At 64.0% G+C, this 16629-nt stretch carries 18 protein-coding genes; 7 read left to right on the top strand and 11 right to left on the bottom strand.

Annotated elements, in window-relative coordinates; genetic code table 11:
• Nucleotides 1-38: 38 nt before the first annotated feature.
• The 3 genes from IEX32_RS04510 to IEX32_RS04500 form a co-directional block, all read right to left on the bottom strand.
• Entirely contained in the window at nt 39-2210 is a 2172-nt protein-coding gene (locus IEX32_RS04510) for a PQQ-dependent dehydrogenase, methanol/ethanol family (RefSeq protein ID WP_229735954.1), read from the bottom strand.
• A gap of 187 nt (nt 2211-2397) precedes the next feature.
• Entirely contained in the window at nt 2398-2625 is a 228-nt protein-coding gene (locus tag IEX32_RS04505) for a DUF2171 domain-containing protein (protein WP_188768826.1), read from the bottom strand.
• Nucleotides 2626-2732: 107 nt separating this feature from the next.
• Nucleotides 2733-3017, bottom strand: a complete 285-nt coding sequence (locus IEX32_RS04500) for a DUF2171 domain-containing protein (protein WP_229735953.1) — start codon at nt 3015-3017, stop codon at nt 2733-2735.
• Nucleotides 3018-3134: 117 nt separating this feature from the next.
• Here IEX32_RS04500 and IEX32_RS04495 point away from each other — a divergent pair, with 117 nt between their 5' ends.
• The 3 genes from IEX32_RS04495 to IEX32_RS04485 all read left to right on the top strand — a co-directional run bounded on the left by IEX32_RS04495 (nt 3135) and on the right by IEX32_RS04485 (nt 5581).
• Complete coding sequence (locus IEX32_RS04495; protein ID WP_188768824.1) at nt 3135-3587, top strand: cupin domain-containing protein; 453 nt, start codon at nt 3135-3137, stop codon at nt 3585-3587.
• 252 nt (nt 3588-3839) lie between these two features.
• A complete protein-coding gene (locus IEX32_RS04490) occupies nt 3840-4901 on the top strand; it encodes a ribonucleotide-diphosphate reductase subunit beta (protein WP_188768822.1) in 1062 nt (353 codons plus the stop codon).
• 8 nt (nt 4902-4909) lie between these two features.
• On the top strand, nt 4910-5581 hold the full coding sequence (locus IEX32_RS04485; protein ID WP_188768820.1) for a DUF4145 domain-containing protein: 672 nt from the start codon (nt 4910-4912) through the stop codon (nt 5579-5581).
• A 227-nt stretch (nt 5582-5808) separates the two neighbouring features.
• Here IEX32_RS04485 and IEX32_RS04480 read toward each other — a convergent pair whose 3' ends face one another.
• Nucleotides 5809-6111, bottom strand: a complete 303-nt coding sequence (locus IEX32_RS04480) for a GIY-YIG nuclease family protein (protein WP_373285413.1) — start codon at nt 6109-6111, stop codon at nt 5809-5811.
• A gap of 168 nt (nt 6112-6279) precedes the next feature.
• Here IEX32_RS04480 and IEX32_RS04475 point away from each other — a divergent pair, with 168 nt between their 5' ends.
• On the top strand, nt 6280-6882 hold the full coding sequence (locus IEX32_RS04475) for a response regulator transcription factor (RefSeq protein ID WP_188768818.1): 603 nt from the start codon (nt 6280-6282) through the stop codon (nt 6880-6882).
• A 62-nt stretch (nt 6883-6944) separates the two neighbouring features.
• On the opposite strand, the gene IEX32_RS04470 is transcribed toward IEX32_RS04475, so the two are convergent.
• The 3 genes from IEX32_RS04470 to IEX32_RS04460 all read right to left on the bottom strand — a co-directional run bounded on the left by IEX32_RS04470 (nt 6945) and on the right by IEX32_RS04460 (nt 10094).
• A protein-coding gene (locus tag IEX32_RS04470) for an IS630 family transposase (protein WP_188768816.1) occupies nt 6945-8014 on the bottom strand; the annotation gives its coding sequence in 2 pieces (ribosomal slippage) (nt 6945-7522 and nt 7522-8014; 1071 coding nt in all).
• A gap of 300 nt (nt 8015-8314) precedes the next feature.
• Nucleotides 8315-8749, bottom strand: a complete 435-nt coding sequence (locus IEX32_RS04465) for a hypothetical protein (RefSeq protein ID WP_188768814.1) — start codon at nt 8747-8749, stop codon at nt 8315-8317.
• Nucleotides 8750-8939: 190 nt separating this feature from the next.
• Nucleotides 8940-10094 carry an aminotransferase class I/II-fold pyridoxal phosphate-dependent enzyme gene (locus tag IEX32_RS04460; RefSeq protein WP_188768812.1) on the bottom strand — a complete coding sequence of 385 codons (1155 nt, stop codon included), beginning with the start codon at nt 10092-10094 and terminating at the stop codon, nt 8940-8942.
• A 275-nt stretch (nt 10095-10369) separates the two neighbouring features.
• Here IEX32_RS04460 and IEX32_RS20990 point away from each other — a divergent pair, with 275 nt between their 5' ends.
• Nucleotides 10370-10801, top strand: a complete 432-nt coding sequence (locus IEX32_RS20990) for a hypothetical protein (RefSeq protein ID WP_188768809.1) — start codon at nt 10370-10372, stop codon at nt 10799-10801.
• A gap of 33 nt (nt 10802-10834) precedes the next feature.
• Here IEX32_RS20990 and IEX32_RS04450 read toward each other — a convergent pair whose 3' ends face one another.
• The 4 genes from IEX32_RS04450 to IEX32_RS04435 all read right to left on the bottom strand — a co-directional run bounded on the left by IEX32_RS04450 (nt 10835) and on the right by IEX32_RS04435 (nt 14216).
• Complete coding sequence (locus IEX32_RS04450; protein WP_188768807.1) at nt 10835-11266, bottom strand: nuclear transport factor 2 family protein; 432 nt, start codon at nt 11264-11266, stop codon at nt 10835-10837.
• 87 nt (nt 11267-11353) lie between these two features.
• Nucleotides 11354-12163 carry an SDR family NAD(P)-dependent oxidoreductase gene (locus IEX32_RS04445; RefSeq protein ID WP_188768805.1) on the bottom strand — a complete coding sequence of 270 codons (810 nt, stop codon included), beginning with the start codon at nt 12161-12163 and terminating at the stop codon, nt 11354-11356.
• A 31-nt stretch (nt 12164-12194) separates the two neighbouring features.
• A complete protein-coding gene (locus IEX32_RS04440; protein ID WP_188768803.1) occupies nt 12195-12947 on the bottom strand; it encodes an SDR family oxidoreductase in 753 nt (250 codons plus the stop codon).
• A gap of 156 nt (nt 12948-13103) precedes the next feature.
• Complete coding sequence (locus IEX32_RS04435; RefSeq protein WP_188768801.1) at nt 13104-14216, bottom strand: helix-turn-helix transcriptional regulator; 1113 nt, start codon at nt 14214-14216, stop codon at nt 13104-13106.
• 126 nt (nt 14217-14342) lie between these two features.
• Here IEX32_RS04435 and IEX32_RS04430 point away from each other — a divergent pair, with 126 nt between their 5' ends.
• Nucleotides 14343-15461 carry an LLM class flavin-dependent oxidoreductase gene (locus tag IEX32_RS04430; RefSeq protein WP_188768799.1) on the top strand — a complete coding sequence of 373 codons (1119 nt, stop codon included), beginning with the start codon at nt 14343-14345 and terminating at the stop codon, nt 15459-15461.
• A gap of 1 nt (nt 15462) precedes the next feature.
• Nucleotides 15463-16629, top strand: a complete 1167-nt coding sequence (locus tag IEX32_RS04425) for a sulfotransferase family protein (RefSeq protein WP_188768797.1) — start codon at nt 15463-15465, stop codon at nt 16627-16629.

Below are 16629 nucleotides of genomic sequence, written 5' to 3'. Positions count from 1 at the left end.
TATCCGGTCGAGCCGGCGGCTTTGAACGATGCCGCCGGCTATCCTGTGCGAGGCAAGCGTGAACCCGGCACCGGCCGGCTCGCGGCCGTGTTCTTCTGCACGGTTCCGGACTTGTCGAGATGTGCTTTCTGCTCCTCGGGCACAGCCCGGGCGCGGGCGCGCAGGTAGAAGCGCAGGGTTTCCAGTTCCTCGTCGGTGAAGTTCGGGAAAGGCGGCATGCCGTTCATTTTGAGCGCGCCTTCCTTGACCACCGCCTTGAACGTCGCCGCGTCGGTGATGATCGGCGAGAAGCGCAAGTCAGGCGCCGCGCCGCCGCCGATGGCGTTCCATCCGTGGCAGACTACGCACGAGCGGGTGCCGAAGAGCATGGCACCGGCCCCGATGCGCTCCGGGTCTGGCTGGAACTGCGGATCCTCGGGCGGCACGCGTTCGGGCATTGCGACGGGCTGCACCGTGTCCGTGCCGCCAATCGCGAAAGTCAGGACGCGGCGGGGCAGGCGATAGTCTGTGCGGAACGCCTGGCTGCCGAGCGTCTGCATGCCGGCGCCCTGTCCGCCCGAGCCAGTGATGACGGTGACGTACTGACGGCCGTTCACCCGATAGGAGATCGGCGCCCCGACAATCGGGCTCTCGGTCTTGAACGACCAGAGTTCCTTGCCTGTCCTGGCATCGCGCGCGACGAACCTGCCGTCGATCTGCCCCTGGAAAACGAGGCCGCCCGCTGTCGCCATGACCCCGCCGGGCCAGGTGCCGGGTAGTTCCACGCGCCAAGCCTCGGTCTGCGTAACGGGATTCCAGGCCTTGAGGAAGCTCTTGCGTCCATCGGGCAGCTCGACTTCGGGGATGAGGGTAACGCCCATTCCGGCCGCGATCTCGCCGCCACCTTCCTGGCCTTCGCCGATCAGCGCGCCCTGTTCGAGCACGGGGATATAGACGAGGCCGGTTTGCGGACTGTAGGCCTGCGGCATCCAGCTATGCGCGCCGGTCGGGCCCGGCCACAACTCGAAAAGGCCCGGTTTGCCCTGGTAGCGGATGCCGGGGTTCTCGACCGGGCGGCCGGTCTTCGCGTCGATCCTCTCGGCCCATGTGACCTTGGCGATCTTTTCGGCGGAGATGAATTCGCCGGTCTTGCGGTCCAGGACGTAGAAGAAGCCGTTCTTCGGCGCCTGCATCAGCACCTTGCGGTCCCTGCCGTCAATCTTGAGCGTGGCGAGCGTCATGTCGGTGGTGGCGGTGCAATCCCACTGTTCGGCGGGACAGACCTGGTAGTGCCATTTGTATTCGCCGGTATCCGCATCGACCGCCACGATCGAGGCGAGGAACAGGTTGTCCCCGCCTTCGGGGCTGCGCAGGTGCTGGGCATAGGGAAAGCCGTTGCCGACGCCGAGGTAGATATAGTTGAGCTCGGGGTCGTAGCTGAAGGCGTTCCATGCCGTGCCGCCGCCGCCGCGCCGGGTGCCGTCGGGGTTCTTCCAGCCGCCCGGCCAGGTCTTGCGCATGACCGCTTCGGCCTTGCGACCCGCCGGTGTCACCTCGTCCCCCGGCACCGTATAGAAGCGCCACGCGCGCTTGCCGGTCTTCGCGTCATAGGCGGTGACGAAGCCGCGTGACGGGCTGATATCCGCCCCCCCGAAACCGACAATCACCTTGCCGCCGAAGACGCGCGGCGCCCCGTTGGCATTGCGCGGAGCGTCGTCCGGAAAGTCGTAGGTCTTCCACGCTTCCTTGCCGGACTTCGCATCGAGTGAGATGACGTAGCCGTCGGTGGTGACGAGGAAGACGTGGCCATCCGAATAGCCAATGCCCTTGTTCCCCCAGGTCATCTGCAGCGAGGAGGTCGCCCTTTCGCGGGTGCCGCCATCGTATTCCCACAGCTCACGGCCTGTCTCCGCATCGAAGGCGCGGATGTGCGAATGCCCGGTAGTGATGAAGACCTTGCTCTCGGCCATCAGTGGAGTGCTCGGCGTGTAGCCGGGCTCGAGATCGTAGTGCCAGGAAAGGGCGAGATCGGTGACGTTGCCGGTGTCGATCTCGTCGAGCGGGGAGTAATGGGTTTCGAGGCCGTTGCGACCCCAGCTGGGCCATTCGTCCGGATTGGCAGTCATTTCCGGCTCGACCGGTTGCGCGGTCCGATCGCAGGCAGCAAGCGCCAGCGGCATCAGAGCCGCGAGCAGATAACCGGCCAAAGTCCTCACAATTCCTGGCGTCACGCCTATTCCCCCGATGTCCTCTCGTTGGCTACCGGCTATCACCAAGAACGCAGCGTGGGAAGAGTTGTTATCCTTTGTGTATCATATCTTCGGACTGCGCGATCATCGCGCGGACGCACAGCCCCGGCCATCTGCTGATGGCCGGGGCCTCGCGAGGGACAGGTATTGTCCCGCGATTCCGGGAGGTTCAACGTGCGCCGGTGCCCATTGGGATCGGCGTACCCTCCTTCAGATAGACGCGGTTGTCGTCGATCCTGTCGACGCTGTCGACCGCGATGTAGTGGTGCGCACCGTCCTTGCTATCGGAACGGGTCAGCTTGATCTGGTCATTTTCAATCTCGTCGACGGTACCCACGTGCTGACCGGTGTTGGTGGCTACTTCCATGTGTTCACGGATGCGGAGCTTTTCGAACATCATTCGTCTCCTTTTAATTCAAAAGGTTGCATCCATACAACGAAGAAGGGCGCGCGATCGTTCCGGGGCTGGTCGCACTGCGGCCACGGCTTGCGGCTCACTGGCCTTCACGGCTCTCCGCCGAGCCCGAACGTGGCATCGCCCCTGCCGGACAGGAGCACGCTGGTCTCGTCCACACCGTCAACCTGCGTGAGGGCGACGAATTCCGCGTCCTGCCCCGGCTCGTCCGGTTCCAGCACGATTTCCTCCCCGTCTAGGTAAGCGACCTTGCCGATGCGGGTGCCGTCGGCGTCAATCACCGGCATGCCCTTGCGAATGGTTCCGACGACCGTCGTCCACGCCGTTTCATCGCCCGGTTGCCGACCGGGTTGTTGCGTCGTTTGCCGTGTCACGGGATGTCTCCTGTTGACGGGCCGGGGCGCGCCGGCCCACGCTATACTAGGGATAATACCCCGTGCGCCTTGACGGTTCCTCAGGAAAATGGGGAGAGGAAAGAGGAGATGGAGCGGATGATTTCAACCTGCCGGCGCGTCGTCACCGGGCTCGACGACGAAGGACGTTCCTGCGTGGTGATCGACGGTCCGATCCCCGATTTCGAATCGGCCATCGCGGCCTACGCCTGGCGCACTGAAAGCCTGCCGGCTGACAATTCGGGCAGGGAGGACACCGCCGTGCCCTACGAGATCGATCACCTCCATTCCGGCGGCTCGAACTTCGCGCTCTGCACGTTTCCACCGTGTACCGAAGCCTATATGCACGCCACCGATACGATCGATTATCTCGTGGTCCTCAAGGGCCGCGTGTGCATGGTGCTGGAGGCCGGCGAAGTCACGGTCGGAGCGGGCGATTTCGTGGTCGTTCGCGGCGTCATGCATGGCTGGCGCAATCCTTTCGACGAGCCCTGCGTTTGCGCTGTCGTCAACCTGCCGGCCGGGCCGGTGGGCGGCGGGCGGACCATCTGACCCGCCGCAAACCGGGGAACATCCACGAGTCGCGCAGGCGCTGGGGTGGAATACAAGGGCTTGCGTCCCCATATAGCCGCAGCCGCAAGATGTGCATGTAAAGCTGTGCAAAGAATCGGGCCGACGCTCCCCTTGCGGACGGTTTTTTGGTTATCGTCGGCTTTCGCCCCGGAAAGTCCCGCCGCGCCGCCTGAACGGCCAGCCGAATCGACCGGGCAAGGAAATTGAACCGATCCACCGGAGTCCGCGCCCATGCCCCTTCTCGAAGCCCGCAAGACCTACAAGCCCTTCGAATACCCCTGGGCCTACGACTTCTGGAAGCGCCAGCAGCAGATTCACTGGATGCCGGAGGAAGTGCCGCTGGGAGAAGACTGCCGCGACTGGGCGCAGAAGATCAGCGAGCACGAGCGCAACCTGCTGACGCAGATCTTCCGCTTCTTCACGCAGGCCGACGTGGAAGTGCAGGATTGCTACCACGAGAAATACGCGCGGGTTTTCAAGCCGACCGAGATCAAGATGATGCTCGCCGCCTTCTCCAACATGGAAACGGTGCACATCGCAGCCTACTCGCACCTGCTCGACACCATCGGCATGCCGGAAAGCGAGTATGGTATGTTCCTGGAATACCAGGAGATGCGCGACAAGCACGATTACCTGCAGCAGTTCGGCGTCGACAGCGACGAGGACATCGCCCGCACCCTGGCCATGTTCGGCGGCTTCACCGAGGGGCTGCAGCTTTTCGCCAGCTTCGCCATGCTGATGAACTTCCCGCGCTTCAACAAGATGAAGGGCATGGGCCAGATCGTCAGCTGGTCGGTGCGCGACGAGAGCCTGCACTGCGAAGGCATCACCCGCCTGTTCCACGCCTTCGTCAAGGAACGCGGCTGCCTGACCAAGGCGGTGAAGGAAGACATCATCGACTGCTGCCAGAAGACGGTGCGGCTGGAAGACGCCTTCATCGACCTCGCCTTCGAAATGGGCCCGGTGCCGGGCATGAGCGCCAAGGACATCAAGCGCTACATCCGCTACATTGCCGACTGGCGCCTGGGCCAGCTCGGCCTCGATGCCGTCTACATGATCGACGAACACCCGCTGCCCTGGCTGACCCCGCTGCTCAACGGCGTGGAGCACGCCAACTTCTTCGAAACCCGCGCCACCGAATACTCGAAAGGCGCCACCCGCGGCGACTGGAACACGGTGTGGGGCAACTTCGACGCCCGGCGCAAGGCCAAGGCGAACGACGTCGACGAGGGCGACGACGGCAGCGAGCCGGATATGTTCGGCGAGCGTGGGGGTGCGCAGGCGGCGGAGTGAGGGGGTAAATGGCTGTTCAGTTTCGGAGTGATTGTCCTCATTGTTTGACAAGGAATGCCGGCTTTCAAGTCGTATTCCAGTGGAATTTGAGTGACAAATCTGAGCAAGCCTACTTGCTCTCTGTTTGCGGTATTTGCAATAAAGGCGTGATTGTTCACGCCACTAAGAGGGGCGGTGGAAGCTTCCCGGATGCCGTTAAACACACCTTTGATTTTCCTAAGTATCCTTATGAAATGTTTGGTATATCTCCCGCCCCGAATACATCGATACCACACGACCTCCCCCCAAACGTACAACATTTTTACCAGCAGGGACTTGAAAACTTAGCCTCCGCCCGTTGGGATGCTGCGGGAGCAATGTTTCGAAAGACGTTAGATGTCGCCACAAAGATACTAGGTCCTAGCGACAAATCTCTTTCTCTATTCAAAAGAATAGAGAAACTGGTTTCCGACGGTCATCTCACCGAGGCGATGGGAGCCTGGTCACACGAGATTCGACTGGACGGCAATGATGCTGTTCACGACGAGGCGCCAGAAACTGAGACCGATGTCACCATTTTACAAAAGTTTTCTGAGGCATTTCTCACTTACTCGTTTTCATTGCCCAGAATGGTTGCTCGTAATAGGGCAAAGCGGGAAGCGAAAGATATGACTGGATGTGCAGAAGAAGCGGCAGCCTAGATTTGCCGTGATACAGTCTAAATCCCCCGTCTATCGTCACGCCCAGCTAGCCCACCCCGCTGCGGCTAGCCTCACCTGACGGTTCGGCAAGTCTCGGCGCTCACTCCTCTGTCCCATACCGTCGCCCCTGCCTTCGCAGGGGTGACGATGTTTTGGTGGGCGGAGCGGGGGCGTGCGGAGGGAGCCGATCGGGACCCTGTGTCGGGTGTGTGCGCCGTGTGGGCGGATCAGAGCAGCGTGAGGTCTTCGTAGAGGTCGCGCCAGTCGGGGTTGAGGCGGCGGATCAGGCGCAGTTTCCACTGGCGTTTCCACTTTTTCATCGCCTTCTCGCGGGCGACGGCGTCGCGGATGTCATCATGGCGTTCGGCGTAGACGAGGCGGACGAGGCCATGCTCCCGGCAGAACTCGGAGCCGCGCCCTTCGCGATGCCGGGTTATGCGGGCGGGCAGGTTGGCGGTTACGCCGATGTAGAGCGTGCCGTGTGCGCCGTTGGTCATGATGTAGACCCAGCCGCCTTTCACCCTCTCCATCCGATATTCGTCGCCCCGCCTTGTAAGGGGACGGTAGNCGTGAGCCGGGCGCCGCCCGAAGCATTCAGCTCCTGGTCGCCCCCGAAGCGCTGCCCGTCCTGCGATAAGCCAAACCGTCATAATCTCTGTGGCGCGGTACTAGGGGATAACCGAAGCAGGAGGCGGCTCGTGGAGCGGAACGGCAATCTCATCCTCATCGACAACGACACGCGTCGCCGCGCGGCGATCAGCCATGCGCTGTCGAACGGCAAAATCCATGTCGAGCCTTTCGAGAACGTGTCCGAGCTTTCCGGCTCCTGGCCGCGCTCGGGTGTGGTTCTTATCCACGACGAGGCCGGCTCGATCGGACTGCTGGTGGAGAAAATGGCCCATCGGGGCGAAGCGTTCCCGATCATCGCCTTCAGCGAGGCGCCTTCCTCGCAGCGCGTGGTCCAGGCCATCCTGAATGGCGCCATCGACTACATCGCCTGGCCCATTTCCGCCGAAGAACTCAACGCCGCACTCGAACGGGCCGCCACGCGCACAGCCAGCTCCGGCAATGCCAAGATGCGCGAAATCATGGCGCGTGCCCGGATCGACCGGCTCACCCGCCGCGAACGGGAAGTGCTGGGCGGCGTTGCCATCGGCCTTTCGAACCGGCTGATCGGCGAGCGGCTGTCCATCAGTCCGCGCACGGTCGAAATCCACCGCGCCAACATGCTCAACAAGCTTGGCGCGAACCACACTTCCGACGCGATCCGCATCGCGATCGAGGCGGCGCTGGTCGCCTGAACGCGGCCCCCGGGGCTCGCGGCCAGGATTCGACCCGAAAACCTCCGTATTATACCGATCGCCTAATGAACTGACACGTTTGCCCAATGCCGAGTGGCGATTGAGGTGATGGTCTCTGGCGCGCTGATGAGTTTGTTCCAAGCGGCGCAGCAAGCATCGACGATGGCGTCGACGCCGTCCCAGACGGTGAAGCTGAATTCGTTCTGGCGGAGATATTGCCAGATATTTTCGACCGGGTTCAATTCCGGACAATAGGGCGGCAGCGGCATCAAGGTGACGTTGTCGGGCACCCGGAGTCGTCCTCCGGTTTGGTGCCAGCCCGCGCCGTCGAGCACGACCACGGCATGCGCGCCAGGCGCGACATGGAAGCTGATCTCGTCGAGGTGCAGGCTCATCGCTTCGGCATTGATGCACCCCGTCACAAGGCCAGCACCAACCCCGCGTGCGGCGCAGACCGCGCCGAACAGCCAGACCGAGCCGTGGCGCTGGTCGCGCAGCCGCGGTGGTCGGGAGCCGCGCTCGGCCCAGATATGGGTGAGCGATCCCTTTTGTCCGACCCGTGCTTCGTCCTGAAACCACACCTCGATCGGCTTGTCTTTGGCGCGATCCGGCAACAGCGCGTTCAGGTCCTGCGCGAAGCTTTTTTAAAATCCTCCTGCGCTTGAGGCGCTTGCTTGGGATGGCGCGGACGCGGCGTCAGGCGCGAAAGGCCCAACGCGTGCAGCAGCTTGGCGACCGTTCGCTCGGCCATCGTCACCTTGAAGCGTTCCTCGATGACCCGCTGAAGATCGACGCAGCGCCATCGCACAACGCCATCTTTGGCAAGGTCGGGCCCTGCCAGCACGATCTGTTTCAATTCGTCCTTCTGCGCTGCCGTCAACAGCGGCGCAGGCCCGCCGCCATGCCTGTTCGACAGCCCAGCCAGACCAGCCTCGTTGTAGCGATGCACCCAGTCGCGCAGCGTCTGCCGGTCCATCCCACATGTTCGCGCCGCCGTCGTGCGATCCACGCCTTCCACAACAAGCGCCAGCGCCAGCATCCGACGCGCCGCAGCGCCATCCCGGCTCGCCGATGCCGCCGCCCGCAAACCTGCTGCGTCCAGATCGTCACGCACTATCCCAATCGCCATCATCGCCTCCCGCCAAATGTCAGGCCAAAGAATCATAATCCGGCGCGTTTGGGAATCCCCACCCGAGTCACGGCGTCAGACGATTGGTATTACAACGTAAGGGGGCAATACTGACGGTGGTTGAACGTAGCCGTTGCGGCACGAAGCTTTAGCGATACCGCGAATATCACACTCCTGCCGGTCACCCCCTACCCCCGATCGGCATCCGATCCCCCCGGGGACAAACATACTCGGCAGGCCCGGCCAACCATCTCCAACGACCGGGCCTGCCCCTTCCGGCTGCACCCGCGCGCTATGACCCTCTCAGTGCAATCGGCCAGAGGGCGGAGGCGTCATCGAACGGGCTTCCAGGTCGCCATCCAGCCGCGAGATCAGCAGAGAGGCATGCGCCGCCAGCAGCGCCAGCGCGACGGTCGCGCCTTCCGACATCATTTCCTCCGAATCGTCATCGACCACGACGGTGGCGAGGCACGAACCGCTGGCGCCGCGCGACAGCATGAAAGATACCTCCGGCCCCAGAATCGCCAAAGCGGCGCTTGCAGCCGCCCCGCAAGCCAGCATCGCCTCGATCGCGGCGAAATCGGAAACCTCGCGGTTCGACAGCGGCGTACCCTGCAACAGCAGGCAGGCCTCGCGAACGCGATCGGCTTCCTCGCAAGCGGCGCTTGCAACGCAGTCATTCAGGAAGTCCCGCAGCCGGGCCGCCCAGACGTCGAAATCGAAAGGTCGTTTGCTCAAGACAATTGCCATTGTGGTGGTGTCGGCCATGCCGCAATGGCCACAGGGGGGGACGCGGACCGTGCTGTCAATCCGCACAATTCGCGCAACATGAAAGCGCGTGCCACCTTGCTACAGCCTGACTGCAATTGGTGAACCGTCATTGAGGATAAACGGCCCGTCGCAGAACCGGTCCGCCACATCCCGGAGATCACGGCGTGGTCGCGTTGGCCGACCGGGTGCGTTCCTCGAACCACGGCACCATCCGCTCTATCGCTTCCTCGACCAGCGAGGTCGAAACGGCGAAGCTGAACCGGATAAAGCGGTGGCCGTCAACGGGATCGAAGTCGATCCCCGGCGCGGAGGCGACGCCGGTGTCGCGCAGCAATTGCTGGCAGAGCGAAAGGCTGTCGTCGGTCAGGTGCCCCACGTCGGCATAGATGTAGAACGCCCCGTCCGGGGGCGCGATCCGCTGCAAGCCGAGGCGCGGCAGCGCCGCCAGCAGCAGTTCCCGGTTGCGCGCATATGTGCGCACATGGCCCTCCAGCTCGTCCCTGCAATCGAAGGCGATCAGCCCCGCGTGCTGGGCGAGCACCGAAGGCGTCAGGAACAGGTTCGTCATGCGTGCCCGTGCCGCGTCCACCAGCAAGGGCGGGACCAGAAGCCAGCCGAGCCGCCAGCCGGCCATCGAGTAGTACTTGGAAAAGCTGTTCACCACGAGGGCATCGGCCGTGTGCTGCAGCATAGATTGCGCCGCACCAGTATAGCCAAGACCGTGGTAGATCTCATCCGAGACGACGCAGATGCCCTTGCGCGCGCAGACTTCGGCAATGGCGGCCAGCTCTTCGGGCGCGATGATCGTGCCGGTCGGATTGGCCGGGCTGGCGACGATCACGCCCTGCGGCACCGGATCGAGCGCGTCGAGCGCGGCGGCGGTGATCTGGTAGCGCTCGGCCGGGCCGCAGGGAACCTCCACCGGCTCAAGGTAGAGCGTCTTCAGCGTATTGCGGTAGGCGACGTATCCCGGCCGCGCCAGCGCCACCCGCGCGCCCGGCTCGAACAGACTGGAGAGCGCCAGCACGAATGCGGGCGAAGCGCCGCAGGTGAGGACCACCTGCTCCCGGTCCACCGCCACGCCATAGGCCTCGCCATAGTGGCGGGCGATCCGTTCCATCAGCGCGGTGCTTTCCCAGTATCCGCCCGGATCGCTGTCCAGCACCTTGTGCGCGGCGGCGATCGCTTCGGCCGGAGCGCCCGTGGAGGGCTGGCCATATTCCATGTGGATCACGTCGCGTCCCGCTTCGGCCAGCTCATAGGCGAGCCGGCCTATGGCCATCGCGTGGAAAGGTTCGACCTGGGCAACCATGCCCGGTTGCTAGGCGCAGGCCGCGCATTGCACAAGTTTAGCCCGCAGCCCTGACATCGTTCGGACCAGTGACGGCGCTAATGAGTTTACAGCCTACCCTCTCGGGTTATCTCTAACCACAAGAGTGCATATAGGGATGTGAAAATATGAGATAATATCTCGTCGCGGGCCATATCCGAATTAGTAAGGGTATTCGTGCGCGAATTGCATCATTCTTGGGGAGGCGGGATTTGGCGACAAAGTCTCGATCACCGTTTGCCTTGGGGTGGACTTGAATGATGCTGCGGTTTCTACGCGACGAGGCTGGCGGTTCGGCGGCTGAATACGCTCTGCTGCTTGCACTGATGGGCGGCGGCATAGGCGTTTCGGCGGCGCTTCTCGGAAATTCGATCGAGAACGCCGTGAATGGCCAGGCGGCCCAGCTTGCAGGTGCGAATGGCGGATCGGGAAGCGGCGGCGGATCCGGGGCCAGCTCATCGGGCGGTGATTCGTCAGGCGGAGCAACGTCCGGCGGGGGCACGAGCGGTGGAAGCGGCTCGAGCGGCAATGGTTCGAGCGGCAACGGCTCAAGCGGCAACGGCTCAAGCGGCAACGGTTCGAGCGGCAACGGTTCGAGCGGCAACGGTTCGAGCGGCAACGGCTCAAGCGGCAACGGTTCGAGCGGCAACGGCTCCAGCGGCAACGGGCCGAAGGGCGGGAAAGGCTGAACTCGCCCTCAAACAGTGATGCCAGCCGGCTGCTTACCCATCGTAGACGGTATAGATCCGCTCCGAGAACAGCCAACGCCCGGCCACGCGCACGAAACTGTCGCGGTATTCGCCCAGGATCTCACGGTCCGTGCCATGGATCGGGGCGGCCATCATGCTGTTGGCGGTCGCGCTGTCTCCGTCCACCTCGATCATCAGATTGTGGATCAACGGCACCGGATGCGGCTTGCCCTTTCCCTCCAGCAGAAAGGCGAGGAGCGCGTCCGGTGTCTCGAAGCGCATCCGCACCTTGTATTCGGCGCGATCAGGATGTCCGCCGCGCACTTCGAAGGCGCCGGTGGGAATGAACAGGTCGACAAGCCGCTCGACCTCCTCGCGCCGGACTGCGCGCGCATAGGCATGGACGAGGTCGGCGATGGCGGATTCGGCTTCGATACGCTCGATGCGCCGGACAAGATCGCTCATGCCGAAGCCGTCGCGCGAGGCACTGCGCAAACAGGGCCGGGCTCAATCGGGTCGAGGTCCAATTCGGTTGCCACCATGTTTTCCCGCTCAGGTTCCGTCGGTGTTGACGCTGGCGATGCCCGGACGTTCGGCACCCATGCCGGAAAAGCCGATGCAGTACCCGCCGTCAACGGGCAGGATCACGCCCGTTACATAGGCCGCCTCGTCGCTGGCAAGATAGAGCGCGGCCTGGGCGATGTCCTTCGCCATTCCCCAGCGCCCCATCGGAATGCCGGCAAGCGTCGGGAAATCGGCGGGCGGCTCGGCATGGGTCTGCGAGGCTTGCACAAGCCCCGTCCACATCGTGCCCGGAGCCACCGCGTTGATACGGATGTTCCTGTCCGAATAGTCGAGCGCGGCGGCCCGGGTGAGCTGGTTCACTCCCGCCTTGGCCGCGCCATAGACGCTGTGATGCTTCCAGCCGACCACGCCCGAGGCCGAAGTCGTGTTGACGATCACGCCGCCGCCGGTCCTGAGCATCGAGGAGATGCCGTACTTCATGCCGAGGAACACGCCGCGACAATTGGTGGCGTGAACCTTGTCCCAGGTCTCTGCTGTCTGGGTGTGCAGCGGTGCCATCGGGCCGCCGAAGCCGGCGTTGTTGCACAGCACGTCTAGCCTGCCGAAGTTCTCCTCGGCAGCGGCGATCATCGCCTTGACGTCGGCCTCGTCCGAGACGTCGCAATGCACGCCCACGGCGCCGTCGCCCAGCGACCTGGCGACGTCGAGCTGCTTGCCCGAAATGTCGGCCAGCACCAGCCGCGCGCCCTCCGCGAAAAACAGCTCGGCCATGGCCCTACCCATCCCCGAACCGGCGCCGGTGATGACCGCGACCTTGCCCTGCAACCTGCCAGTCATGTCACTCTCCCTTGTGCGTTGTCGCGACCGGTCAGGCCGATGTGTCTATGGTCGGGCGGATCGCGATTTCCGAAATATTGGTCCGGCGCGGCATCGACAGGATGAAGACGATGGCCTCACCGATGTCGCGCGGCTTGACCGCGCCCTCCTTCGAGACATGCGCCTTGATCGCGGTGCGCCAGTTCGGGTCGGCGATATTGTCACCCACTTCGGTCTCGGTCGCGCCGGGCATCAGTGTGCAGACCCGGATGTTGCGGTCGCCCAGTTCCTGCCGCATGCCATCGGTCATGAAGTTGACCGCATGCTTGCTGGCCGAATAGGCGCTGGTCATCGGCCCGCCCTTGCGTCCGGCGAGCGAGGAAATGGTGATGATGTCCCCCTCGCCCTTGGCGAGCATGTGCGGCACGGCGGCCGCGCAAGTGTAGACGGTGCCCATCAGATTGATGTCGATCACCTTCCTGTAGAGATCGGTATCGCAGTTCTCGATCCCGCCCGCCTGCATCACCCCGGCGGAATTGACGAGGATGTCGATCCCGCCAAGCGTTGCCACGGTCTCCTCCACGGCCCGCTTCGCATCGGCCTCGACCGTCATGTCGCCCGGAATGGCGACCGCCGTGCCGCCCGAGGTCTCGATCTTTTCGACGAGGCCCGAGAGGCGATCCGCCCGGCGCGCCGACATGGCGACAGCGGCCCCTGCCTCGGCAAGGCACAGCGCGGTGGCCTCGCCAATTCCCGACGATGCGCCCGTTACCAGCGCGACTTTTCCTGCGAGCAGCCTTGGCATCTTTTCGCTCTCTCCCGGCAAGTATCAAACACCACCCCTTGGCGGCAGATCGTATCCATGAGCTGACAATCTCGTTCGCGAGAGTCAACAGATTTTGCTGAGCAGGTGCTCAAAATCGCTGCGACGCGCGCGCATTATGTATCCAAAGTGCGTTCGTCACGCGATCACCAGCACGCTGCGATGGATGAAGCGCACCAGATCCGCCTGACCTCTCGCGCCGGTCTTGGCATAGATCCGCTTCGAGTAGGTCCGCGCCGATTCCACTGTCAGACCCAGTTCGGGCGCGGCCTCGCTGATCGACATGCCCCGGCTCAGCGCCAGCGCCAGCCGCGCCTCGCTGGGGGCAAGGTCGAAGAGCTGGGCGAGCTGCTCGCAGCGGTCGGCCGACGACCAGGTGTCGGCATGAAGATAGCAGATGATCGCGGGCGCGGCCTGGGTCGTGCCCATGCGCTGGCCCGAGGGGACCAGCAGCAGGTCCAGCCAGGGTTCCCGGCTGAGGACGATCGCGCGCGGGCGGGCCTGCGGATTGTTCGCCAGGTCGGCGACGGCTGCCTGCACCTGACGGCGCAGCGCCGGGTCGCGCGCGGTGAGGCGCCCTTCCTTGCTGCGCGTGAGGCTCCCTGAACCGGCAAGCACCTGTGCGCCATAAACGTCGGCGTCGAGAATCCGCCCTTCGCTGTCGAGCGTGACCCAACCGAAGCTCATCCGCCGCACCGCTTCCTTGGCGACCGACGCCGTCATCCGCTCGCGCTCCAGCCTGACGAAGCTGGCAAGCGCAGCGCGCATGTAACGCGAAAGACCTTGCAGCAACCCGTCGACGCCCTTGCCAAATTCCCCCTCGCGGCGCGTGACCGTGATCCAGCCGCTGACGCCGCCCGGTTCGGCAAAGCGGATCATGCGCAAGTGGTTCATGCCCGAGGGCATCAGCAGTTGCGTCAGATAGGCATCGTGCTTCGGCACGCCGAACTGCAGCAGTTCGCGCAGCGCATAGACCCGCCCCTCCTGCATCTCGTGATAGGGCAGAGGATCGCGCAGGTAGAGGTTTTCGCGATAATGGCGCGAGACCTGCGGCGGCGAGGGCTGGCCGGAATAGAGGTGGATCACCCGCGCCTCCGGCGTGCCGAGCGGAAGCGGACGAAACACGAGGCTGGCGTAATCGCCCTCCACCCGATCGCGCAAGGCATCGAGAAATACGCGCCACGGCGGATCCTCCACCAGCCCTTCGATCAGCGGCACAATCAATGCGCCGACATCTTCGCCCGTGTCCATGTCTTATCCCCAAATGGGAATTCTCTTCCTGCGGTGCCTATCCCACTATCCGGGCCAAGACAACGAGGCGTCCGGAACACATCACTCCAGCGGTTCGCACGGACGCCCGGGAGAGGAACCCACGCGATGAAAGTGCAACCCGCCGCATTCCTGCGCACGACCCTGCCGCTCGGCATCGACATGGTGAGCGAATACGATTCCGGGCGCTATCACTCGATCTGGCTGCCCGATCACATGGTCAGCTTCTGGCCCGATTCGATCTGGACGCCCGAATTCACCGATCTTGCCAAGGCCTCGCCCAGCCCGCACCGCCACCTCGACGGCATGGCGGTAGCGGCGGCGGCGGCGGTGCTGACGAAGAACGCGCCGCTCGCGACCACCGTGGTCGATACCGTGCGCCGCCACCCCTCGCTGCTGGCGCAGGGCGCGCTGACGATCAGCCACCTGTCGAAGGGGCGCTTCATCCTCGGGCTGGGATCGGGCGAGCTGGAGAACACCGTCCCTTATGGGTTCGATTTCAGGAAACCGGTGAGCCGGCTCGAGGAAGCGATCAAGGTCATCAAGCTGCTGTGGCATTCGCAGGGCACGGTCGATTTCGAAGGCGAGTTCTTCCGCCTCGAGCACGCGCGCATGGACACGGAGTTTTACGACGGCAAGGCGCCGCCGATCTGGCTCGGCGCGGCCGGCCCGCGCATGCTCGGCATCACCGGCCGCGAGGCCGACGGCTGGTGGCCGGCCGGTTCGTACACGCCCGAAGACTATGCCGCGAAGCTGAAGACGATCCTCGATGCGGGCGATGCCGCCGGGCGCGACATGAGCGCTTTCACGCCGGCGATCACCCAGATCTGCCTGATTGGCGAGCCGGACGAGATCGACGAGATGCTGCGGGCGCCGATGGTCAAGTCGATCATCCTGATGCTGACTGCGAAAGACCTCGCGCAGTTCGGCTACGAGCACCCGATGGGACCGGACTGGCGCGGCATCATGGACTTCGATCCGGTCAAGCTCAGCCGCGAGGCCATGCTGAAGTTCTGCGACGAGATGAACCCGCAGGCCATCCGCGACATCTTCCCGGTCGGTACGCCCAGGGAAGTGGCGCTCGAGATCAAGGGCTTCGCCGACGCCGGGATGCGCGTCTACAAGCTGATGGAATATGGCGGCATGGGCGGCATGAAGTTCTCCGCCAGGTCCGCAGCAAAGGTCCGCGAGACCGAGGACGAGATCCAGAAGCTGGTGGAGGGCTGAAATGATGGACCTCGACCCGCGGCAGTTGCTGCGGCACGCCATGGAGGAAACCGGCCTCTCGGACTGGGCCGACGACACCTTTCCGGAGCGTTTCGCGCTTGCCGTGCAGCACATCAACGGCATTCCGATGGACGAGGCCGGGCGCGACGCGGCGGCACGGAACATCCACTGGCTGCTGACCGACCGCCTCAGGTTCTTTCAGGATCGCAAGGACTATCCGCTGGCCGGGGAGGTGATCGGACGCCCCCTGTTCGCCAGCGGCGAACCGCGTTCGGGAACCACGCTGATGCATGCGCTGATGTCGGTCGATCCCGATGCGCGGGCGCTGCGCTTCCGGGAAGTCATGCACCCCTCTCCTCCGCCGGGCACGGTCGCCGGCGAGGACCCCCGCAAGGCGCAGGCCGATGACGAGTGGCGCGAGATCAACGCCAAGATGTGGAAGTGGCTGCACTGCCACCCCTACAACGACATGCTGGGCGGCGGCCTGCCCGAGGACGAGCGCACCTGGGCCTTCGACTTCCGGGTGATGACCCCCACCGCCTGGTGGCGCGTGCCGATGCAGAACCTTTCCTTCGGCCTGCCCGCCGATCCTGCCGCGCAGTACCGCATCCACAAGGCCATGCTGCAGGCATTCCAGTACAAGCGCGAGAAGAAGTACTGGGTGCTCAAGGGCTTCCACACCACGCGGCTCAAGGAATTCTTCGGTACCTATCCCGACGCCACGCTCGTCTGGCTGCACCGCGACCCGGTGATGGTCGCCGCCAGCTCGACAATGATGATGGCGGACATCATGGAAGGCATCGTCGGCAAGATCGACCTCGTGAAGGAAGCAAAGATGCATCTCGAACGGACGCGCTGGTCGATCGGCAATACCATGAGCAATCCCATGGTCGACGACCCGCGCATCCATCACGTGCTCTACCGCGATTTCGTGGCCGATCCCGTCGGGACGGTGCGGGGCTATTATGAATTCGCCGGCCGTCCCTTCGGCGAGCGGCAGGAGGCGGCGATGCGCGACTATCTCGCCAACAACAAGGGCGACCGGCACGGCAAGTTCCACTATTCGACCAGGGTGCTGACCGACGCGGGATACGACATCGACGAACTGAACGACGAGTTCGCGCCGTTCCGCGAACGCTTCGGCGTGCCGATAGAGGTGCGGGAGTAA

Origin of the sequence: Novosphingobium endophyticum (genome assembly GCF_014640675.1) — a bacterium.
Classification (GTDB): domain Bacteria; phylum Pseudomonadota; class Alphaproteobacteria; order Sphingomonadales; family Sphingomonadaceae; genus Novosphingobium; species Novosphingobium endophyticum.
This window is presented reverse-complemented; position numbering and strand designations above follow the sequence as displayed.